This is a genomic window from Brevibacillus nitrificans, from assembly GCF_003710965.1.
Lineage (GTDB): Bacteria > Bacillota > Bacilli > Brevibacillales > Brevibacillaceae > Brevibacillus > Brevibacillus centrosporus.
The window spans coordinates 54,642-74,741 of sequence record NZ_RHHU01000024.1 but is presented as its reverse complement, the minus strand read 5'-3'; the positions used below and the strand labels follow the sequence as shown (position 1 = coordinate 74,741).

Sequence of the window (20,100 nt, the reverse complement as noted above, 5' to 3'; positions counted from 1 at the left end):
TGCTTCAAGCTTGACTACACTATAACAGCAAGAGCGAGGAGGAATTGTCATGATGTTTGTGGTCAGACGTCTACTGCTGACAATCCCGATTCTCCTGCTGGTGTCGATTCTGACTTTCTCTTTGATCCATATGATCCCGGGCGATCCTGCCCGGGTCATTTTAGGACAAGAGGCGACACCGGAAGCCTATCAGGCACTGCGAACGGAGTTGGGTTTAGACAAGCCGATCGTGGTGCAATATTTTTCCTGGCTGGGAAAAGTGGTAACGGGTGATTTGGGGATGTCCATCACGGACCGGATTCCGGTCTCTGAATTGATCAAGCAAAGGCTGCCTGCGACGGTGGAGTTGACCATAGGGACTTTCCTCGTAGCGATCCTCATCGCGTTTCCTGCGGGGATCCTGGCGGCGACGAGACGCGGGACCTGGATTGATTACACAAGTACCTTTACAGCACTGGGAGGAATGAGTATCCCAAGCTTTTGGTTGGCGATGATGATGATTATCTACTTCGCGGTTGAAAACCAATGGCTGCCTTCATCGGGCTACGTCTCCTTCTTTGAAAATCCAACGCAAAACCTGTTGGCCATGGTTCTTCCTTGTGTGGCGACCGGCCTTCGTGAATCCGCTGTCCTCATGCGCATGCTGCGCTCTTCCTTGCTCGATGTGGTAAACATGGACTTTATCCGTACAGCAAAAGCAAAGGGTTTGAACGAAGCACGCACGATTCTGGGACATGCATTGCGCAACGCGATGGTGCCAGTTGTAACGACTTCTGGTCTGATGATCGCCGGCCTCTTGGGTGGTCTGGTCATTACGGAGTCGATCTTCTCCATTCCTGGATTTGGTCGTCTGATTGTAGAATCTGTATTTAAACGGGATTATGTTACGGTACAAGGTGCGATTCTCGTGTCGGCTGTACTGGTTGTACTCGTAAACCTGGCTGTAGATATTTTGTACGCAGTAATCGATCCACGCATCAAGAGCGGGAAAGGAGCGGGTGAGTAATGAAAACCCTAGGCAAATTTCTCCGAAACGGGTTGGGTGTCATCGGAGCGGTGATCATCCTCGGACTGATCATCATAGCAATCTTTGCTCCTCAGATCGCTCCCTACGACCCGAACGCACAAGATTACAACAAGATCCTGCTTGCTCCTGGCGGCGATCACTTGTTTGGAACAGACGACCTCGGTCGCGATATTTTCTCCCGTGTTGTGTACGGGGCGCGTATCTCCATGGAAGCTGCCTTGATTTCCGTTGGGATTGCGATGCTGATCGGCGTACCGATCGGGCTTTTGTCCGGTTACTACCGCGGCTTTTGGGACGAGTGGGTAGTTATGCGAAGTGTTGACGCGATGCAGGCATTCCCTTTCCTGATCTTGGCTCTGGCGATTTCTGCCGTACTCGGTTCTGGATTCGGCAATGCGATGCTGGCGATTGGTATCGGTTTTGCTCCGGCTTTCGTCCGTATCACACGCGGTCAAGTACTGACTCTTCGCAATATGGAGTACATTCATGCAGCTAGATCGGTCGGCGTCAAAGATGCTCGCATCATTTTCCGCCACATCTTGCCGAATGCGCTCAACCCGATCATGATTCAAGCGACACTGGCGATGGCGTCAGGGATTATCGCTGAAGCTTCTCTTTCCTATCTGGGTCTAGGGGTACAACCACCTACACCGTCGTGGGGAAGCATGCTGAACCAGGCTCAAACATTAATGTCCGTAGCTCCTTATGCAACGTTTTATCCAGGTATTGCGATCTTCTTAGTTGTACTTGGCTTCAACTTGCTGGGTGATGGCTTGCAACAGGTTCTAGATCCGCGTTCACGTAAATAGGTAAGCTAATATTGAAGATTCACATGGTCACGAAATAACGAAGGGAGTGGAGCAGATGACGACCATCTTGGAAGTGGAACAGCTGAGAACCCGGTTTCGCACAGACAGCGGTGTCGTCAGTGTCGTTGACGGCGTCGACTTCTCCATCCGTGCCGGCGAGACGCTCGGAGTCGTAGGTGAATCAGGCTGCGGAAAAAGCGTAACCAGCCTGTCGATTATGCGGTTGCTGCCGCAAAACGGTAAGTCGGAAGGAACCATCCGTTTTAATGGAAAAGACGTGCTCGGGCTGTCGGAAAAAGACATGCAGCGCGTTCGCGGTAATGAAATCGCGATGATTTTCCAGGAGCCGATGACTTCCCTCAATCCGCTGCATACAGTAGGCAGACAGATTGAAGAAGCAGTCATGCTTCATATGAAAGTGAGCAAGGCACAAGCGAAAGAACGGGCGATCGCCATGCTCAAAGCAGTAGGGATGCCGCGTGCCGAAGAAATCTACGGCGAATACCCGCATCAGCTCTCCGGTGGGATGCGTCAGCGGGTCATGATCGCAATGGCGATGTCCTGTGATCCGAAGCTGATCATCGCGGATGAGCCGACGACTGCTCTCGACGTAACGATCCAGGCGCAAATCCTCGATCTGATGCGTGACCTCAAAGAAAAAACCGGAACATCCATCATGCTGATTACGCACGATTTGGGCGTCGTAGCGGAGATGTGCGACCGCGTGATTGTCATGTACGCGGGGCAGGTCGTAGAAGAGACAGATGTAGACACCTTGTTTGAAAGTCCAAAGCATCCTTATACGATTGGTTTGATGAATTCGATTCCGGAGCTCGACGACGAACGTGAGTACCTGGAAACCATCCCAGGTGCCGTACCATTGCCGCAACAAATGCCAAAAGGCTGCCGATTTGCTCCTCGTTGCTCGAAAGCGATGGCGATCTGTAATGAACAGCCGCCTGAGCTGTTGCAGCTGGGCGGTCAAAAATGCCGCTGCTGGCTGTATCAGGATGGGGGGGAACAAGCATGACGAAACCTCTGTTGGAAGTAAAAGGGCTAAAACAGCATTTTCCCATCAAGGGCGGATTTTTAAAGAAGACGGCCGGGTATGTCAAAGCTGTCGACGGTATCGACTTGCAGGTGTTTCCGGGTGAAACGCTTGGAATCGTAGGAGAGTCTGGCTGCGGGAAGTCCACGACAGGAAGAAGCATCATGCGCCTCTTGGAACCGAGCTCGGGGGAAGTATGGTTTGACGGAAAAGACCTGGCAAAGCTTCCAAAAGAAGAAATGCGCAAAATGCGCAAGGACTTGCAAATGATTTTCCAGGATCCATACGCTTCGCTGAACCCGCGTATGACGATTAAGCAAATTCTGATGGAATCGCTGATGGTACACAATATAGGTACGATAGCAGAGCGTGAGAAAACGATCGAAGAGATTATCGAGATCGTTGGTCTTCGCAAAGAGCATCTGAACCGTCATCCCCACGATTTCTCGGGTGGACAACGGCAACGGATCGGAATCGCGCGTGCACTTGTTGTCAAACCAAAGCTGATCATTGCCGATGAGCCCGTATCCGCGCTGGACGTATCGATTCAGTCGCAGGTACTCAATTTGCTCAAAGACTTGAAAAAAGAATTCAATCTGACACTCATGTTCATTTCGCATGACCTGTCAGTCGTCAAGCATTTGTGCGACCGGATCGCCGTCATGTATTTGGGCCGTGTCGTAGAAATTGCCGATAAACGAACCTTGTTTGAAAATCCGAGCCATCCGTATACGCGGGCTTTGCTGTCCGCTGTACCAGTGGCAAAACCCCGCCAGAAGCGGGAGAGGATCTTGCTTACAGGCGATCTGCCGAGTCCGGCAAATCCGCCAAGCGGTTGCACCTTCCATCCACGTTGCCCTTACGCAACGGATGTTTGTAAAACGACAGTACCGAGCCTGGCTGATATTGGAGCCGGACAACTGGTATCCTGCCATCTGGTGCAATCGGGTGAACTTCGCCGTTAGAGGCAGGACGGAGGAACAACCATGATTTACTGGCAATTGTTTATCGCGTTTTTCCGTATCGGTATTTTCGGATTCGGGGGAGGACCTACGATGGTTCCCCTGTTCCATACCGAGTGCGTGAAAAAGTATAAATGGGTAACAGACGAAGACTTTGCAGATAACCTGGCACTGGGGAACGCTCTTCCGGGACCGATCGGAACCAAGCTGGCTGCGTTTATCGGCTACCGGGTAAAGGGCTGGAAGGGCGCACTGGTGGCAAACATCGGTGTCGTACTGCCGATTGTCATCGTGATGATCGCGCTCTTGGAAGTCATCTACAAGTGGAAGGATGCGCCGGGGGTTTACGGCATGATTCAGGCGATCGGTCCTGTAATCGCAGTGATGACAGGCGTGCTCACCTGGGAGTTTTTGCAGAAGGCTTGGCAAGGCGCTCCCAACAAAACCGGTGTAAGTGTTTCTCTCGCCTTATCCATGGTCGCTTTGCTGTTTCTTGACTGGCATCCAGGAATTGTCGTGGCAATCGCTTTGGTGATTTCCTTTGCTTATTCCACCTGGTCGGTCCGGAAGCGCAAGAAAAAGGACGGCAAGGAGGGCGCAGCATGATTTACTTTCAGTTATTCTGGGCGTTTTTCATTTCCAATATTTTGGGGTATGGCGGGGGCCCTCCCAGCATTCCGCTGATTCAGAACGAAGTCGTCGATCACTACAAATGGATGTCGGTGAAAGAATTCGGGGAAATGCTGGCGGTAGGGAATGCGCTCCCAAGTCCGATTGCGACCAAGCTCGCGGGCTATGTCGGCTATCAGGTAGCAGGCGTACCCGGCGCGACCATAGCGCTGTTTGCGACGGTAGCTCCTACCGCGATCGCCATGATCCTGCTTTTGCAATTCATCAATATTTTCCGTAGTGCTCCACAAGTCAAAGCCATGACCCAATCGGTTCGTCCAATGGTCACTGTACTTTTGGGAACCATGACATACCAATTTATCATGGGAGCGGTGGAAGGAATCGGGTGGATGCAAACGATCATTCTGTCCGTTGCTTCGTATTTGCTCCTCGAGACCTGGAAAGTACATCCGGCGATTGTCATCGTAGCAGCCATGGTGTACGGGTACATCTTCATTGGCTAGGATCAACGTTAATAAGGAGGCAAACTTCATGGTTAATTATGACGCAATGGAATACCCTTATGCATCTCGGCGCACGACCACTTTTGCGAAAAACGGGATGGTAGCAACTTCCCAGCCACTGGCAGCACAGGCGGGCTTGGATATCCTGAAAAAAGGCGGAAACGCCATCGACGCTGCTATTGCAACGGCGGCATGCCTGACGGTCGTAGAACCGACGTCCAACGGCATCGGCGGTGACGCGTTCGCGTTGGTATGGGTAAAAGATGAGCTGTATGGTCTCAACTCGAGTGGACCTGCTCCACAGAGCATTTCGATCGAAGCTGTAAAAGCAAAAGGCCACGAGGAAATTCCGACATACGGCTGGACGCCTGTGACGGTTCCGGGAGCACCTGCTGCCTGGGCTACACTGTCGAAACGTTTTGGCAAGCTGCCATTGACAGAAGTTTTGCAACCGGCTATCGATTACGCAGAAAACGGCTATCCGCTTTCCCCGACCCTCGCTCACTACTGGAGCGTGGCTTACAAGAAGTTTTCCAAGCTGTGCACAGGGCCAGAATTTGCGCATTGGTTCGAAACCTTCATTCCGGGTGGCAAGCTGCCAAAAGCAGGCGACATTTGGAAATCACCGGGTCATGCTGCTACTTTGCGTCAAATCGCAGAGACGAACGCGGAAAGCTTCTACCGTGGTGAGCTGGCAGAGAAAATCGATGCGTTCTCCAAAGAGTGCGGCGGCTTCCTGACGAAAGAGGATTTGGCTGCATTTGAACCGGAGTGGGTAAAACCTTTGAGCGTCAACTACCGCGGCTATGATGTCTGGGAAATTCCGCCGAACGGTCAAGGCATGATCGCCCTGATGGCGTTGAATATCCTCAAGGGCTTCGACTTCGATGCCAAAGACACGACAGAAACCTACCACAAACAGATCGAAGCCATGAAGCTGGCCTTTACCGATGGTTTGAAATACATCACCGAATCCGGCCAGATGAGCGTGACGGCAGAAGAGCTGCTCGCCGATGAATACGCGGACACTCGCCGTGCACTGATCGGTTCCGAAGCGCTGACTCCTGAGCCAGGAAATCCTCGCTCCAGCGGTACTGTTTACTTGGCTACGGCTGACGGGGAAGGCAACATGGTGTCCTTCATTCAAAGCAACTACATGGGCTTCGGCTCTGGCGTCGTTATTCCGGGTACCGGTATTTCCATGCAAAACCGCGGACACAACTTCTCGCTGGACCCTGCTCATGACAATCGCTTGGAGCCAGGTAAAAGAACGTTCCACACGATCATCCCAGGCTTCCTGACGAAAGACGGCAAGGCAGTCGGACCATTTGGCGTCATGGGTGGCTTCATGCAGCCGCAAGGACACGTACAGGTTGTCATGAACACCATCGACTTCCATCTGAATCCACAAGCTTCTCTCGATGCGCCTCGCTGGCAGTGGACGGAAGGCAAGGTCGTCGAGCTGGAGCGTCACTTCCCTGAGCATTTGGCGCTGGCACTCGAGCGCAAAGGCCACCAGATCAAATGGGCGTCGCTGGGCAACTACTTCGGTCGTGGCCAGATCATCTGGCGCGATGAAAATGGCGTGCTCTCCGGTGGTACCGACATGCGTACAGACAGCAGCATCGCGGCTTGGTAAGAGAAGAGAGATGAATAAGAAAAACCGTACGGGAATCAACTCCGTACGGTTTTTTTCGTTTCTTGCCTGTTTGACATCTATGGATTAGAGACAGGGGTGATCTGCTCAGGCTTTCCTGTGCTTGCAAGCTTTGCCGAACGAAGGGTCCGATGCAAGGCCAAGATCAAGAGCACCGTGATGACGGTGAGCGCACAGACCAGAAAAATGACCCCGTTCCAACCGTAGCTGCTAAAAAATAGGCCGCCGGACCAGCCGATGACGCTGGAGCCTGTGTAATAAAACAAAAGGTACAGGGACGAAGAATAAGCTTTCAGAGGCGGGGGAGAAAGGATTCCCACCCAGCCGCTGGCGATGCTGTGACTCGCAAGAAACCCCGAAGCGAACAGGATCAGGCCGAGGATCAGCACTAGGATATGGCTGGAGAGTGTCATCAAAGCACCAGCGAGAAACATGGCGATAGCCAAAAACAGCAAGCGTGTGCGCGAAAACTTCTCGGTCAGCTGGCCAAAGGAGTAGGAGCTCCATGACCCTGCCAATTGGCAAATAAACAGCAGGCCGATTAAGGTTTGACTCAATAAATAAGGTGGCTTCGACAGCAGGAAGCCGATGTAGTTAAACAAGGCTACATAAGCGCCGAGCATGACGAAACCGATGATGTACAGAAGCAGCAGTCGTTTCTCTTTTAGCCCATTGGTGATCCCGGTTGCCCAGTTTGCAAAAGAGAAGCGTGTGCTTTTGAAATTTTTCGATTCGGGCAGGCAGATAAAGAAGAAAAGGCTGCACACCAAATTGATGACGCCAAGCGCTAAGAGGGCGACATTCCAGCTGAAAAAATCAGTGAGCGTACTTACAATCACTCGCCCGATAAAGGCTCCGATCGCCGAGCCTCCCACGTAGATGCCGACGATTCTGCCGAGGTGACTGGGGGAAATTTCTTCGCTTAAGTACGTCACGGCAATCGCGGGAAAGCCAGCCATAGCAAAGCCTTGCAGCACACGCAGGACGATGAGTGTCTGAAAGCCGGGGCTAAACGCCGATAAAATATTCAAAACCGAAGCGGACAACAGGGAAATCCCCATGATTTTTTTCCTGCCCCAAGCATTGGAGAACACGGCCACGAAGAGCATGCTGACGGCGAGCGTGAACGTTGGAAAAGAGACTGTAAAGCTTGCCGTAGATGGCGAAATGCCAAAGGACTCCGAAAAGGTGTGGATCAATGTTTGCGGTCCATAGAGGATGGCAAAGGTAACGGTGCTGCCGAGCAGCATGCTGATAAAGATCCGGCGGTATTCGGGGCTGCCGACCCTGATGTAAGACATGAAAAACCTCTCCTCGTTCTACTGATCTTTATCGAGTGTAATCCTTGTATACCGATAGCGTCTAATGTATTATTTCTATAAAAATGATACCTTTTAGTTATCGGTTGAAGAGAGGTCGCTACTCATGGAATGGCAGCAGCTGGAGTATTTTCGCGTAGTGGCAAGGCTTGAGCACTTTGGACAGGCGGCAAAAGAGCTTGCCATTCCACAGCCAGCCCTCAGTCGTTCGATCTCCAAGTTGGAAGAGGAGCTGGGGGTTCCTTTGTTTGACCGGATGGGAAGATCCGTTTATCTCAATTCGTTTGGCCGTGTCTTTTTAGAACGGGTGGAGAAGGGGCAGTCGTTCGCATGAAGCAAAGGGGGAGTTCCATGAAGCGGGTTATTTCCCTTCAAGGCGGTATGGCTGCCGGGAAGACGACGCTGGCAAAACGATTGGAGAGGGCCATCTGTGATGCATGGGTTATCTATGAAGATCCGTCAGCTCTTGTGCAAAAAAGGAAAGAGCTTGCTCTCGATCTGCAAAAAGAAAAAGACTTTATCGTCAATCAGAGGATGTTCATCGAGCACGAGGTAGAGCGTTTTCGGCGGTTGCCAGATGCAAAAATCATCTACGATCGCGGACCGGAGGACATCGAGTGCTACACGCTGCATTATCCGCTCAGTATCGGGAAGGAGTGGGATATCGAGGGACACTTGAAGGCAGAGCTAAAAGAGCTGCGCTCATGCCGCTCGGATGCCATCCTCTATTTGGATGCCCAGACCAATACATTGCTCGCCAGAAAAGAAGGTGACGCGACCCGAAGCCGCGGCTCTTTTGCTCAAGCGATGCGCATGCTTCCATACGAAAAAGAATGGTTTTCTAATCTGCCTGCGACGACGGTGTTCCCGGTAGACGCTCTCGATGTCGAGACGGTAGAAGCGAGGGTATTGCCATTCATAGCAGATCTATGGAAAGACTGACAATCACACTCTCACAGCGACTCACTCCATAGTTGGATAGACCTCTCCAGTTCCCCAAACACCACGATCCGCGATTGCCGAAAGACTTCTTTCCCTTCACGAAACAATAGAATAGTCGGAGCGGCAAAGAGGAGAAACTCTCCGGACAGGCTGGGGAGCTTTTCGATCGAGGCGACCATAAAAGGAACCTGCGGGTAGGACTGCAGCAGCTCCTTGGTTTTCTCAAAGGTCGCGTCACATACGCCGCAGTTCGCCATTTTTACGAACAGCAAACTCATCGGGTGTTTGACGATGTCTGCGGTAAGCTCGGATAGATCGTTGTATTCGCGCATCTGTCTATTCCTCGTTTCCAAGCATGATGAAATTCCCCCACCATGATAGCAAAAAGCCCTCTGATGATACAGAGGGCTCTGCGTCTTCTCTACTACTCCGCTCTCACAACACTTTCAAACTGCCCTTTATGGGCCCCGTTACAGTAAGGCTTGTTCGAGGACAAGCCGCATCTACAGAGATGCACCTTTTCCTTTGTTTCCATAGGTTTTCCCTCGCCATCCAGCAGGGTAAATTCTCCCGTCACGAGCAATGGACCATTATCCAGCACCTTGATATCCGACATTTTCTCACCTCCTCTACCTACTGGTTATTTTTTCACAAAATGGCAGTCGCTACACATGCCGTAAGTATGGAAAATAAGCCTCCTTTCCTGTTACATTTTGACACATTTTTGGATGGAGACACTCCTTTTTAAGAAAAAAATCCCAAAAACTTCTCTGTACATGCAACAAAATTTCCCAGATTCCCGTCTGTGAGTGCGATAGGTTTCCCTAAAAGATGGAAGGGGTGCAAAGGGTGCTGTCCTATTTCGTCGTCATTCCGGTAGTTCTCGTCATGATCATTGCGGTGTATACCGACCTTCGCAGCCGCCTCATATATGACTGGCTTACTCTGCCAGGAATCGCCTATTTTCTCATTTACCATGCGTTTGCCCATCCGGACCAATGGACTACGTATGGACTGGGGGTCATCTTGATCGGAGGGATCACCTTGCTGATGGCGGTCGTGAGCAATGGGCAATTGGGAGGAGGAGACATCAAGCTGTTCACGCTGGTAGGAGCGGCAGTTGGGTGGGAAGCGGGGTTGTATATCTTGTGCTTCACTTACCTGCTCGCAGGACTCATCGTTATCCCGATCTGGCTGGCAGCCAAAGTGTCCGGGAAACAGGCGGCGGGACGGGAAATTCCTCTGGCGCCTTTTATTGCAGGTGGAACGAGCCTCTTGCTCATGGCTGTTGCGTTTATCTGATGATGGAGAGGGAGAGGGAATCACTCGATGTTGGAATCGAAGCGAAGAGCAATCATCTTTTTGGCGCTGTCTCTGATCCTGGCGGCGACAGCAGGCTTTTTGTTCTTGAAAAAAATCAAGGACCTGAATTCACAGCTCGGAGAAATGGTGGACATTTATGTGGCGAGCACTGATATCGCCTCCCGGTCGCTCATAGCGCCCGACCAAATCAAGACCATGCAAATACCCAAAAAGTATGCCGATCACTCGTATGTGACGGATAAGCTCAGTTTGAAGAACCAGGTAACCGTTGTTCCCTTGTCGGAAGGAGACATCATTACGAAAAACATCATCAAGCCCGCCGCAACAGTCAGAGACCAGAACAATCGGCTCGTGACGGTGTATGCTTCCGGCAATATCGTATTTGATCAGCAGCTCGAGGCATTGGATCGTGTCGATATTATTGTCTCACACGAGGTGAATGGGAAGAGTGCAACGGAAGTATTTATGAAGGATGTGCCGGTCGCCATGGTCGCGAAGACGGACGATCAATTTAAAGGAGTCGCCTTGGAAATGCCGTTTGAGCAGGTTCCCGCCTTTATCCACCAGCAGCACTATGCTGAGGTCATGCGGATTTTGAAGGCGAATGTAGGGAAAGGCGAGCTGGGCATCCCGCAGCCGTTTCAGGATCAACAGCCAAAGCCAACCACGGCACCGGCTGGTGGGGACAAGAGCCAGCCAAAGCCCGCTAATGGTCAGCCAGCATCTGTGAAGCAGGCGCCTGCGAAACCTGCTCCACCGACATCTGTCGTCAAACCGGAGGGCAAGTCATGAATCCAGATACCAAAATTTTAGTCGTTGCTGATTACGATTCGATCAAGAGCATGCTGCGCGAGGCTCTCAGCCTTTATGGCAATGTCCAATTTACCTCGTCGCGTGAAGTGAAAAAGGAAATCGACCGGATCGCTCCTGATGTCGTTCTGATCGTCCAGCCAGAGGACGGCTCCGGGGTCGAGCTGGTGCAATACATACAGGGAGAGCTTCCGGAAGGGCTCGTCATTTTTTTGACGGAAAGGCAAGACTTTGGCTTGCTCCGCGATATCGTCCGAGCAGGGGCCATCGAGTATATTGTCATGCCGGATGAGCTGGCGCTGCTGACGGATCGTCTGGAGAAAATCGCCGAGCTGGGGGAGCAGCAGCAGCGAAAAAAAGGGACGGCTAGCTCCGGCAAAGCGTTTGTGCGCGGAAGAGGAAAAGTGTACTCCTTTTACAGTGGAAAAGGCGGAAGTGGACGCACGCAGCTGGCAACCGGGTTTGCGCAGGCGCTCAAGCTGGAATCGACTGCACGCGTTCTGTTAATCGATTTGAATCTCCAGTATGGCGGGGTGGAAACGTTTTTCTCGCTCGATTCGAGTAGGACGCTGGCCGACCTGGTCCCAGTCATGAACGAGATGAACGAAAATCATATTCGCAACGTATCTTTGCGCGAGACGCATTCCAAGCTGGAAGTGCTCGCCAGTCCGCGCGATGCCGAAACGGCTGAAAACATGTCGGAGGAGTTCATCACCAGACTGATTCGAGCAAGTCGTCGCAGCTACGACTTTGTAATTATCGATCTGCCGACTCATATGAATGAATTGATATATACGGCTCTGGAGGAATCAGACTTCATTTATTACGTGATGAATCTGGATACGCCGTCTGTCCAAATCTATCGGTTAACAGAAGAACTGTTCAGAAGGCTGCGAATTGATACAGAGGGGCGGCTTGAGGTCGTGGTCAATCAGGTCGGTAGGGATAACGAACTGACGGTATCAGATCTGAAAGGATTGATACAGGCTCCGATTGCCGCAGAAATCAGCCGTGATCACAAAGGTATTCAGGCTGCGGTGAACCTGGGTTTGCCCTTGCAACGGGAAGCCAATGAAAAAAAGCTGATTCCTGCGGCGAAGGAAATTCGAAAATGGGTTCTGACCAAGCTGTCGTAGGAGGGGGATGGCCATGGCGTTGTTCAGGCGAAAAGAGGAAAAGCACGTTTTGACAGAAGAAGCCCCGCGCCCGGTAGCGGCTCCTGCGTATCACAATCCGTACATCGACGAGCTGGCGGAGCATTACAAATCAAAGCTGTTGCGCGAGACCAATCTTGAGAGATTGACGAGTCTCGCCCCGAAAGAGATGCGTCTCGCGATCGAACGCATGGTATCCCAGTACATGTCGGAAGAGAAAGTCGTTATCCCGCGCAATGAAAAGGAAGTGCTCTTGACGCGGCTGATCAACGAATCGGTAGGGCTGGGACCTCTGGAGCCGTTGCTCGCTGATCCGGAAATTACCGAGATCTCGATCAATGGTCATCAGGAGGTGTACATCGAGAAAAAAGGCAGGCTGGAGCTGACCGATCTGAAGTTTCGTGATGAGGAGCACCTACGTCATATCGTCGACCGGATCGTTGCCCCGCTCGGCCGCAGGATTGACGAGAGCTCGCCGATGGTGGACGCCCGATTGAAGGACGGCAGCCGTGTGAATGCGGTTATACCGCCGATCAGCCTCAACGGGACGCTCGTCTCGATCCGGAAATTTCGCAAGGACCCGTATTCCATGGAGGATCTCATGAAGTTCGGATCATTCGATGAAGCGATGTGCCGCTTTTTGCAGGCGATCGTAGAAGCCAAAATGAACGTGCTCATCTCTGGAGGGACGGGGAGCGGGAAGACGACGCTGCTCAATGCGGTCTCGCGGTCCATTCCTTCCTATGAAAGGGTCATCACGATTGAAGATTCGGCCGAGCTCAAGCTGGATCGCCCCAACTGCATCGGGCTGGAGGCACGTCCGCCCAACATGGAGGGAAGAGGGGAAATCACGATCCGGCATTTGGTGAAGAACTCGCTGCGGATGCGGCCGGATCGCATTATCGTCGGGGAGGTTCGCGGTGCAGAGGCATTTGACATGCTGCAGGCGATGAACACCGGTCACGAAGGCTCGCTTACGACGGTCCACGCCAATTCCCCGCAGGATGCGTTTACCCGGCTGGAGGGGATGGTGGTCATGGCGGGAATGGAGCTGCCCTCCTCCATTATTCGCGAGTACATCGTGAGTGCCCTGGACTTTATTGTGCAGGTCACGAGGCTTTCGGACGGGACGCGCAAAATGGTGTCTATTTCGGAAGTATTCACAGGGTTAGACAAACAAGTCGTCGTAAATGAGATCTTCCGCTTCCAACGGATCGGGATAGGAAAAAAGGGCGAAGTGCTGGGATATTTCACTCCGACGGGCAAGATTCCCCACAGTCTGGAGCGGCTGCGGATGTTTGGAATCGAGCTTGCGGAATCCATGTTTTCGATGGGCGAGGTGAACAAGCGTGAGCATCTCTATCCTGTTTAGTTTCTCGGTGCTGCTGGCGATCTGGGGGATGTACGAATACCTCGGCTACCGTGCGAAAAAGACAGAGTGGAAAAAGCGCACGGAGGAATGGTACGACATCAAAGCCAAACGGAAGAGCTTCATTATCGTGTGGGGGGATCGTTTTGACCGCACCCCTCACGCAAAAGAAGTCCAGCAAAAGCTGGTGCGAGCCAATATTGCGCTGGCTCCGTCCGAATATTATGGCATTCTGCTTATTGGTGCGATGGGTGTCGCTTTCTTCCTGAACAGTGTCGTAGGTCTGCACGCTCCAATCAACCTGGTGGGTGGCGCGGCTTGCATGTACATCGCCCAAAACCTGATGTTTATTATGCGGCGGAACAAATACCAGGAGAGGCTGAACGACCAGCTGTCAGAGGTCTGCCGCTTGCTTGCCAATTCCTTGCGGGCAGGTATGACACTCTCACAGGGAATCGAGCTGGTGGCCAAGGAGATTCCGCAGCCGGCGGGGCAGGAATTCAGCCGCATGGCGCGTGAGCTGCAGCTGGGTGTCAGCTTTGACAGAGCGCTGTCAGAAATGGAAAAGCGTATTCCAACAAGGGATTTCCGCATCTTCGCCGCTACGCTGTTCATCCAGCGGCGAGCGGGAGGAAACCTGAGTGAAGTGCTCCAGGAGATGGCAGAGACATTGGAGGATCGCCGCATCGTCAATCAGGAGATCAAGACCATGACGGCTGAGCAGCGATACGTGTCCATTCTCGTCCCCATCATGCCGATCGCGCTCGTGCTCATGATGAACGCGATGAACAAAGGCTTCATCGATCCGCTGTTTTCAGGCTTTGGCCTTGTCCTGCTAGGCTTCTTCATCGTGGGTACCGTTCTTTCCTACGTCCTGGTCAAAAAAGTCACCAACATAAAGGTGTGAGAAAATGGACGCCCTGATCATCACGGTCCTGTTCCTGTTTCTGTTATTCTTCGTGATCTTTTTGAAAGAAGCGTTTAAATACTCAGTCGAAAAGGAAAGGCTGATTGCACACGTCCACGATGCGACAGGCAACAAGGTTTACGATGTGCGAAAGCGGCAGACCCCCTCGCAAAAGTGGCTCAAGCAGTTACTCACCTACAGCGATGACTACGCGGCACTGGGACAGCGCGTCAATTTTTTCAGTGAGTCTCACGAGGTGGAGGAATGGCTGCTGAAGGCGGGACGTCCACTCGATTTGACAGTGGCACGGTTCCAGGGGGCTAAAATCCTGCTTGCCTTGTTCGGCTTTATCGCGGGAATAGCGTTTTTCCTATTGGGATTCCCGTTCGCGCAGTTTGGCTTGATCATCTGGCCGTTAGCCGGGTACTTTCTGCCGATCCTTTTGCTGAAAAGGAAAGCGCGCGAGAGGCAAAACCAGCTGCGCTACGACCTTCCGGAATTTCTCGACACGGTAAGCGTCACTCTTCAGGCGGGGGTCAGCCTCGACCAGGCACTGCGCGACGTCATCCAGTTTTTCCAGGGACCATTGCGGGAGGAATTCTCCCGGTTCAATCAGGAGCTGGATCTGGGGGTCCCGCGTGAAAAAGCGTATGAACAGCTGCTGCGGCGAAACGACAATCCGGAGTTTCAAATGCTGATCAAGGCGCTGATCCAAGGGATGCGGCTCGGGGTTCCGATCGCTGTCACCTTTAAAATCCAATCAGAAAATATGCGCCGCATTCGCAAGGAGCTAATCAAGGAAAAAGCAGCGAAGGCTTCGCCCAAGGTGACGCTGATCACGACTTTTGTCGTAGCGCCGACAGCGATCATGCTCATAGGTGGGTTGATGGTGCTCAACATCATGGAGAACGTAAGCCTGTTTTCGAATTTGTTTGGAAAATAAAGGTAGAGCTGTGAAGGAGGTGATGCCCCTCGGAAGGAAGGATATATCGGGAATTGTAGTTACTTGGAAAATAATGGACGAGAATGAGGGGAGTAGAAATGATGATGACAAACATAATGCAAAGCCTGTATGCAAAGGTAACCCATTCCTTACGCAACCAGAGGGGAGCACAAGCCATTGAGTGGATTGCATTGGCAGGAGTTATTCTGGCTGTATTTGCGGCCATTCAGACGGTATTCGATGGCGATACGGCAGTCGGAAAAGCGGTATCCGAAACACTCTCCAATATTATCGGAAAACTGGACTGATCCATCTGGACGGTGCCGGTGAAAAGGGGATGCCCCAGTCGCCGGCACCTCTGCTACACATACATAACGGTTGAAATCACCAGCAGGGAGGGTTATCCGCTTGAAACGTATCCAGCCATTCGTACTGGCTGTCCTGATTCCCAGCTTCTTGCTTCTGCATGCTTGCTCTTCCGAGACAACAGCACCGCCCCCACCCGCTGCAACCACGGAGCCCGCACAGCCAGCGGGATCAGGAGACAGTAGTGCTGCACAGCAGCAGTCAGAGCCCCCCCAAGAGCCGAGCAGAGAGCAAAAGCTGGACGCCTTGAAGGCTTTGATTCCGGACAGCGTATCCAAAATTCCGGAAACGACAGAAGAATTCTACACGCAATCGCCTGGACGTTACGCAGGTATCCTCTACGGGGAAAAGAGTGAAGAGATCGAAGAGGTTTTGAAGCAGCTTCCGGCGATTGATAACCCGGACCAGGAAACGATCGAGCTGTATTACCGCGCCTTACTAGGGTTGTTTGGGGAGGACTATCCGGAAGCGCAGGATATCATGGAGCAGATGAAGCTTGCTTCCTTTGGGAGCCCGGAAATCGATGACCCTCGCTTCCAGTTCAAGGAGCAGTACAATGTGGAAATCCTGCTCGATGCGAGCGGCAGCATGGCGGCAAACGTGAACGGGCAGACAAAAATGGAAGCAGCCAAGAAGGCGATTCAAGCTTTTGCCGAATCCTTGCCGGAAAAAGCGAATGTTGCCCTGAGGGTGTACGGCCATGAAGGCAGCGGCAAGGATTCGGATAAAGCCCGATCCTGCAAGAGCAGTGAGCTGGTCTACCAACTGCAGCCTTACCAGGCACAGGGACTTTCGGCTGCCATGAACCAGTTCAAGCCAACCGGGTGGACTCCGCTCGCTTTGGCCATGCAGCAGGCGCAAGACGATCTTCGTAAGTTCAAAGGCGAGAAAAACACGAACATCATCTATCTGGTGAGCGATGGAATTGAGACGTGCGGCGGGGATCCTGTCGCGGTGGCGAAGCAGCTGGGCAGCTCCGATATCACTCCGATCGTCAATGTGGTCGGGTTTGGTGTGGACGGAGAGGGACAGAAGCAGCTAAAGGAAGTGGCCAAGGCGGCAGGTGGACGCTATGTATGGATTCAAGACCAGAGTCAGTTGGAAAAAGAATTGAACCGGGCAAGGGAAATGGCGGACAGGTGGAATGCCTGGAAGAGTGACGCTTCCCATGACGCGCTTACCAAGCATATCTCGCAGTCCGTTGATATTTCAGACTTTGTCTTGGACTGGAAAGCGATTGCCAGAAACGAAAGCTACAATCTGAATTCTGCGATTATCTCGCTTGGGTATTTAAAAATCCTGCCTGATTCGATCACAGATGCCCTCGATCAAATGAAAGAGAAGCAGCTGGACGCAGCGCTTGCGCGGGCAGACGAACTGGAGAAGTTTCTAGATACGTTAAATGACAAGTCCTACAAGGAAGCGAAAGAGGCGATCGACAAGCAATTTCACGCAAATGTGAAGACCAATTGACACGCCAGCTGCACCACTTTTATGCCGTGAATTCTTGGCCGGGAGGTTGCGATTGTGAAGAGCCGCTTTATTCGTCCCTTTTTGGCAGGGACCTTTGCAGTTTTCCTTCTTCTGTTGCAGTGCTTCCCTGTAGTTGTCATGGCAGCAAGCAGCAGATTACCCGTCCCGGATCTGCAGGCACCGGGCTATCAGCCTCCTGATCTGCAAGCACCGGACTGGGATACACCAAACCTGCAGCCGCCGCAGTGGGAAACGCCGATGCTGGAGTCACCGCAGTGGGATACGCCAAAATTGCAGGCACCGAATCAGGGTGTGCCCAATCTGCAAGCGCCGAATCAAGGAGTACCTGAGCTAAACGGGCCGGATTGGAACATTCCCGACCTGCAGGCACCCCATTTCAAAAATCCGAATGTACAGGCACCGGATCTGCAGGCGCCAGACAGAAACGTGGAGCCGCATCAGCCTACGGATTTGTCAACGGACCCAAAAGCACCGGAGCCATTCAGTGAAAAGAAAGAGTACGACATCATGAAGCTCTCCATCAAAGACATGATGGGAGGGACCATGTCGTATTCAGCTGACCTGATCCAGCAGGGAGAAGTGGACCTGCGCACAGGTGCGGGAAAATACGGATTCTTCTTGCTGCAGGTAGGGCTGAAAGGCGTGGATATCGCTGCCAAGGATACACCCTTGGGCAATGTGACGAGCCTGACCCTCGATGGTCTGGACGGGAAAGCCGCCTATGACAGCTACCGTTTTGTCCTGCAGCAAAACCCTCTGAATACAGGGGCAAACATCAACACGCTCGGTTCTTTTTCCAATGCAGCAAATGCCGCCAATGCCGCAAATCAAGTCAGAGTCCCTGGGCTTGTTGCAGGTCTGAACGTGGGGGTCGCCGCGATCAGCCTGCCCTTTGACACGTATGAGACGTTTAGCAAATTTGGTCAGGCATTTGACAGTGGTCTTAGCGAAGATAAACAAAACGAAAAGTTTGTAGACGGCGTAGGCGCTTTGGGCAGCACGCTAATGGATGCGGGAGTGATTGCTTCCGTGATACCGGGAGGACAGACCGTAGCTGGCGTATTGGTGATTACCGGCGGCATTCTCTGGGGCGTAAGCAAGCTGGTCAAGTGGAGCGACAAGCTTTCGAAGGGCGCGGTTTCCCGAGGCATTCGGGATGGAATCGGGAAAGCAGTAGGATGGATGAAGTCGATATTTTCGAGCTAGTGTTCACCTGATTCTCAGTTCATAACGGAGGTTTCGTCCGATGAAAGTGACAGAAACAGCACCGATCCGAGCGCAGATCGACAAAAACAAGCGCTTCCTGGAAAAACCGCAGCTGTTTAACCATGCGGCCAAAATCGATGATCGGCTTTACTACAACGTGCAGTATTGGAAGTGGGGCAAGAGCGAGGCATCCGGTTATCTCATCCTGAGGCCGGACGGAGACGTGGTGCCGCGGGAAGAAGCGGTGCCGGTATTGCGATTGTTCATGCTTCACAATGTGGCTGCGCACGAATTGAACAAGGAACTGGCTCCAGCGAAAGACAAACCGGTCTGGATGTACACGGAGAAGCGGGATTACCTGCAAGCCCTGCAGCCCCATTACGAGGAACAAATGGGAGAAACCATTCGCGGGGACATGAAAAGTCTCATCGATGTATGCCAATACGTGATCGAAACACGGGACCAGCTCCACTCTCTCTATGACAAAGGGATCGAGTCGCTGAATCATGTACTGGGGGTAGGCTATGTCACTCCCGAAGACAAAAAGGACCTGGACTATTTGTTTCACGAGGCGAATTACAAGCTCTACGTGGGATTGCGCAGCCAGGCAGAGATCAGGGAGTCTGTCGATCGATTGGCTGCGTTTTTGCAAAAGGTTGAGGTGCCGCTTCCTAGTGAGTTGAAGACCAAGCGCCAAAAATTGCTCGATTTGCTGGACTCCTACAGAGAGAAAAAGCTGAGGGCAACCAATGACGACTCCATCAAAGGGTTCGAGGCTGTTGCGTCAGGGCAGCCGGTTCCCTTTTCGTCCAAGCAGCAGCTGGTGGATGCGTTTGAGAAGAAACAGGAATTTCATTTTCAGACCAAGATCGTTCCCATTATTCGAAACACGTAAAGTTGGATGAGGCAGGGAGGAAGAAGCCATGAATCCGATGAGAGCAAGCATCCATTTTTATACACGAAATATTGAATCGCTGCTATTGCTGTCCGCCGTCATCGTTCTGCCTTTCTTGATCGTGCACAACATGACGCTCAACTACGTCAATTTTCTGGCGGCTATCACGGGAGCCAAGATCGTATCCAGCTTTTTGAACCTGTTTCTGCTGCTGTTGTTTTTGATGGTTGTGCAAATCCCGTTTGCCCAGTTTGTATTAAGTGACCTGGAAGGGGAGGAGCGTCCGCTGCGCAAGGCATTCCGGGCATTCGCCGAGCACGGCTTTGCGGTCTTCCTGTTTGCCATCGTTTACGTACTGGCAGTATGTACAGGGATACTGCTCTTTGTCATTCCGGGGCTGATCCTGCTTTTACTGTTTTACCTCACGCCCTATTTGGTCGTGATGAAAGGAAAATCGCCATGGCAGTGCCTGCGTACGGCTTTGGATATGGGGAAAAAGCATTTTGTCCAAATTCTTGGTCTGCTATTGCTGGCAAGCGTAATCGAATGGGCGATCAGTTTGATAGGGCTTTATTCGGTTACTTTCATCACGACCAGCTTCGGGGCTGTATTTTTCACGCAAATGCTGTTGAACGTGATTCTCTTTCCCTTTGTGGCGATCCTGTTTACGATGTATACCTACAAATGGAGTACAGAGCGGGAGCGGGTGGAGGACGTACTGGCACTGGAAGGATGA

General features: G+C 52.2%; 22 protein-coding genes and 1 pseudogene. 20 read left to right on the top strand and 3 right to left on the bottom strand.

Going from position 1 to position 20,100, the window contains the following annotated elements; translation table 11 throughout:
- The first annotated feature begins 49 nt into the window (after positions 1-49).
- Genes EDM59_RS29225 through ggt form a run of 7 tightly spaced genes read left to right on the top strand, consistent with a single transcriptional unit; the run spans position 50 to position 6,618 of the window.
- A complete protein-coding gene (locus EDM59_RS29225; protein WP_092267449.1) occupies positions 50-1,006 on the top strand; it encodes an ABC transporter permease in 957 nt (318 codons plus the stop codon).
- A complete protein-coding gene (locus tag EDM59_RS29220; protein ID WP_122926833.1) occupies positions 1,006-1,836 on the top strand; it encodes an ABC transporter permease in 831 nt (276 codons plus the stop codon). The genes EDM59_RS29225 and EDM59_RS29220 overlap by 1 nt, the downstream gene beginning before the upstream one ends.
- A 55-nt stretch (positions 1,837-1,891) precedes the next feature.
- Positions 1,892-2,866: an ABC transporter ATP-binding protein gene (locus EDM59_RS29215; protein ID WP_122926832.1), complete on the top strand. Its 975-nt coding sequence runs from the start codon at positions 1,892-1,894 to the stop codon at positions 2,864-2,866.
- Positions 2,863-3,849 (top strand): ABC transporter ATP-binding protein, encoded by a 987-nt coding sequence (locus tag EDM59_RS29210; RefSeq protein WP_092267446.1) that lies wholly within the window; start codon positions 2,863-2,865, stop codon positions 3,847-3,849. Before EDM59_RS29215 ends, EDM59_RS29210 begins: the two co-directional genes overlap by 4 nt.
- 21 nt (positions 3,850-3,870) lie before the next feature.
- Entirely contained in the window at positions 3,871-4,452 is a 582-nt protein-coding gene (locus EDM59_RS29205) for a chromate transporter (protein ID WP_122926831.1), read from the top strand.
- Positions 4,449-4,979: a chromate transporter gene (locus tag EDM59_RS29200; protein ID WP_122926830.1), complete on the top strand. Its 531-nt coding sequence runs from the start codon at positions 4,449-4,451 to the stop codon at positions 4,977-4,979. Before EDM59_RS29205 ends, EDM59_RS29200 begins: the two co-directional genes overlap by 4 nt.
- A 28-nt stretch (positions 4,980-5,007) precedes the next feature.
- On the top strand, positions 5,008-6,618 hold the full coding sequence (gene ggt / locus EDM59_RS29195; RefSeq protein WP_122926829.1) for a gamma-glutamyltransferase: 1,611 nt from the start codon (positions 5,008-5,010) through the stop codon (positions 6,616-6,618).
- A 77-nt stretch (positions 6,619-6,695) separates the two neighbouring features.
- Here the strand turns inward: ggt and EDM59_RS29190 are convergent, their stop codons facing one another.
- The gene (locus EDM59_RS29190) at positions 6,696-7,937 is read right to left on the bottom strand and encodes an MFS transporter (RefSeq protein ID WP_122926828.1); all 1,242 of its coding nucleotides are present in this window, start codon (positions 7,935-7,937) and stop codon (positions 6,696-6,698) included.
- Positions 7,938-8,061: 124 nt separating this feature from the next.
- Here EDM59_RS29190 and EDM59_RS29185 point away from each other — a divergent pair.
- Positions 8,062-8,271, top strand: a pseudogene (locus tag EDM59_RS29185) (LysR family transcriptional regulator); the annotation flags it as partial.
- A 35-nt stretch (positions 8,272-8,306) separates the two neighbouring features.
- The gene (locus EDM59_RS29180; RefSeq protein WP_183193076.1) at positions 8,307-8,897 is read left to right on the top strand and encodes an AAA family ATPase; all 591 of its coding nucleotides are present in this window, start codon (positions 8,307-8,309) and stop codon (positions 8,895-8,897) included.
- Between the two features lie 11 nt (positions 8,898-8,908).
- Here the strand turns inward: EDM59_RS29180 and EDM59_RS29175 are convergent, their stop codons facing one another.
- Both EDM59_RS29175 and EDM59_RS29170 read right to left on the bottom strand, forming a co-directional pair.
- Positions 8,909-9,229: a thioredoxin family protein gene (locus EDM59_RS29175; protein ID WP_122926825.1), complete on the bottom strand. Its 321-nt coding sequence runs from the start codon at positions 9,227-9,229 to the stop codon at positions 8,909-8,911.
- Between the two features lie 92 nt (positions 9,230-9,321).
- The gene (locus tag EDM59_RS29170; RefSeq protein ID WP_122926824.1) at positions 9,322-9,513 is read right to left on the bottom strand and encodes a CDGSH iron-sulfur domain-containing protein; all 192 of its coding nucleotides are present in this window, start codon (positions 9,511-9,513) and stop codon (positions 9,322-9,324) included.
- A 233-nt stretch (positions 9,514-9,746) separates the two neighbouring features.
- On the opposite strand from EDM59_RS29170, the gene EDM59_RS29165 reads away from it, so the two are divergent.
- From EDM59_RS29165 to EDM59_RS29115, 11 genes are all read left to right on the top strand, one after another.
- On the top strand, positions 9,747-10,199 hold the full coding sequence (locus EDM59_RS29165) for a prepilin peptidase (protein WP_246011298.1): 453 nt from the start codon (positions 9,747-9,749) through the stop codon (positions 10,197-10,199).
- A gap of 27 nt (positions 10,200-10,226) precedes the next feature.
- Positions 10,227-11,012: a CpaB family protein gene (locus tag EDM59_RS29160; protein WP_122926822.1), complete on the top strand. Its 786-nt coding sequence runs from the start codon at positions 10,227-10,229 to the stop codon at positions 11,010-11,012.
- Positions 11,009-12,166 carry a CpaE/TadZ family protein gene (locus tag EDM59_RS29155; protein WP_122926821.1) on the top strand — a complete coding sequence of 386 codons (1,158 nt, stop codon included), beginning with the start codon at positions 11,009-11,011 and terminating at the stop codon, positions 12,164-12,166. Before EDM59_RS29160 ends, EDM59_RS29155 begins: the two co-directional genes overlap by 4 nt.
- A 13-nt stretch (positions 12,167-12,179) precedes the next feature.
- Complete coding sequence (locus tag EDM59_RS29150; RefSeq protein WP_122926820.1) at positions 12,180-13,556, top strand: TadA family conjugal transfer-associated ATPase; 1,377 nt, start codon at positions 12,180-12,182, stop codon at positions 13,554-13,556.
- Positions 13,534-14,460, top strand: a complete 927-nt coding sequence (locus EDM59_RS29145) for a type II secretion system F family protein (protein WP_122926819.1) — start codon at positions 13,534-13,536, stop codon at positions 14,458-14,460. The genes EDM59_RS29150 and EDM59_RS29145 overlap by 23 nt, the downstream gene beginning before the upstream one ends.
- Before the next feature lie 4 nt (positions 14,461-14,464).
- On the top strand, positions 14,465-15,403 hold the full coding sequence (locus EDM59_RS29140) for a type II secretion system F family protein (RefSeq protein WP_122926818.1): 939 nt from the start codon (positions 14,465-14,467) through the stop codon (positions 15,401-15,403).
- Positions 15,404-15,504: 101 nt separating this feature from the next.
- On the top strand, positions 15,505-15,711 hold the full coding sequence (locus tag EDM59_RS29135) for a hypothetical protein (protein WP_092267509.1): 207 nt from the start codon (positions 15,505-15,507) through the stop codon (positions 15,709-15,711).
- A gap of 100 nt (positions 15,712-15,811) precedes the next feature.
- The gene (locus EDM59_RS29130; protein WP_122926817.1) at positions 15,812-17,242 is read left to right on the top strand and encodes a VWA domain-containing protein; all 1,431 of its coding nucleotides are present in this window, start codon (positions 15,812-15,814) and stop codon (positions 17,240-17,242) included.
- Between the two features lie 54 nt (positions 17,243-17,296).
- Positions 17,297-18,469 carry a hypothetical protein gene (locus EDM59_RS29125; protein ID WP_122926816.1) on the top strand — a complete coding sequence of 391 codons (1,173 nt, stop codon included), beginning with the start codon at positions 17,297-17,299 and terminating at the stop codon, positions 18,467-18,469.
- Positions 18,470-18,509: 40 nt separating this feature from the next.
- The gene (locus tag EDM59_RS29120; RefSeq protein ID WP_122926815.1) at positions 18,510-19,364 is read left to right on the top strand and encodes a hypothetical protein; all 855 of its coding nucleotides are present in this window, start codon (positions 18,510-18,512) and stop codon (positions 19,362-19,364) included.
- A 28-nt stretch (positions 19,365-19,392) separates the two neighbouring features.
- The gene (locus tag EDM59_RS29115) at positions 19,393-20,100 is read left to right on the top strand and encodes a hypothetical protein (protein WP_122926814.1); all 708 of its coding nucleotides are present in this window, start codon (positions 19,393-19,395) and stop codon (positions 20,098-20,100) included.

Excerpts from the sequence above, each read along its gene's own strand:
- EDM59_RS29225 (WP_092267449.1), top strand. The coding sequence starts at position 50 with ATGATGTTTGTGGTCAGACGTCTACTGCTGACAATCCCGATTCTCCTG.
- EDM59_RS29220 (WP_122926833.1), top strand. The coding sequence starts at position 1,006 with ATGAAAACCCTAGGCAAATTTCTCCGAAACGGGTTGGGTGTCATCGGA.
- EDM59_RS29215 (WP_122926832.1), top strand. The coding sequence starts at position 1,892 with ATGACGACCATCTTGGAAGTGGAACAGCTGAGAACCCGGTTTCGCACA.
- EDM59_RS29210 (WP_092267446.1), top strand. The coding sequence starts at position 2,863 with ATGACGAAACCTCTGTTGGAAGTAAAAGGGCTAAAACAGCATTTTCCC.
- EDM59_RS29205 (WP_122926831.1), top strand. The coding sequence starts at position 3,871 with ATGATTTACTGGCAATTGTTTATCGCGTTTTTCCGTATCGGTATTTTC.
- EDM59_RS29200 (WP_122926830.1), top strand. The coding sequence starts at position 4,449 with ATGATTTACTTTCAGTTATTCTGGGCGTTTTTCATTTCCAATATTTTG.
- ggt (WP_122926829.1), top strand. The coding sequence starts at position 5,008 with ATGGTTAATTATGACGCAATGGAATACCCTTATGCATCTCGGCGCACG.
- EDM59_RS29190 (WP_122926828.1), bottom strand. The coding sequence starts at position 7,937 with ATGTCTTACATCAGGGTCGGCAGCCCCGAATACCGCCGGATCTTTATC.
- EDM59_RS29180 (WP_183193076.1), top strand. The coding sequence starts at position 8,307 with ATGAAGCGGGTTATTTCCCTTCAAGGCGGTATGGCTGCCGGGAAGACG.
- EDM59_RS29175 (WP_122926825.1), bottom strand. The coding sequence starts at position 9,229 with ATGCGCGAATACAACGATCTATCCGAGCTTACCGCAGACATCGTCAAA.
- EDM59_RS29170 (WP_122926824.1), bottom strand. The coding sequence starts at position 9,513 with ATGTCGGATATCAAGGTGCTGGATAATGGTCCATTGCTCGTGACGGGA.
- EDM59_RS29160 (WP_122926822.1), top strand. The coding sequence starts at position 10,227 with ATGTTGGAATCGAAGCGAAGAGCAATCATCTTTTTGGCGCTGTCTCTG.
- EDM59_RS29155 (WP_122926821.1), top strand. The coding sequence starts at position 11,009 with ATGAATCCAGATACCAAAATTTTAGTCGTTGCTGATTACGATTCGATC.
- EDM59_RS29150 (WP_122926820.1), top strand. The coding sequence starts at position 12,180 with ATGGCGTTGTTCAGGCGAAAAGAGGAAAAGCACGTTTTGACAGAAGAA.
- EDM59_RS29140 (WP_122926818.1), top strand. The coding sequence starts at position 14,465 with ATGGACGCCCTGATCATCACGGTCCTGTTCCTGTTTCTGTTATTCTTC.
- EDM59_RS29135 (WP_092267509.1), top strand. The coding sequence starts at position 15,505 with ATGATGACAAACATAATGCAAAGCCTGTATGCAAAGGTAACCCATTCC.
- EDM59_RS29120 (WP_122926815.1), top strand. The coding sequence starts at position 18,510 with ATGAAAGTGACAGAAACAGCACCGATCCGAGCGCAGATCGACAAAAAC.
- EDM59_RS29115 (WP_122926814.1), top strand. The coding sequence starts at position 19,393 with ATGAATCCGATGAGAGCAAGCATCCATTTTTATACACGAAATATTGAA.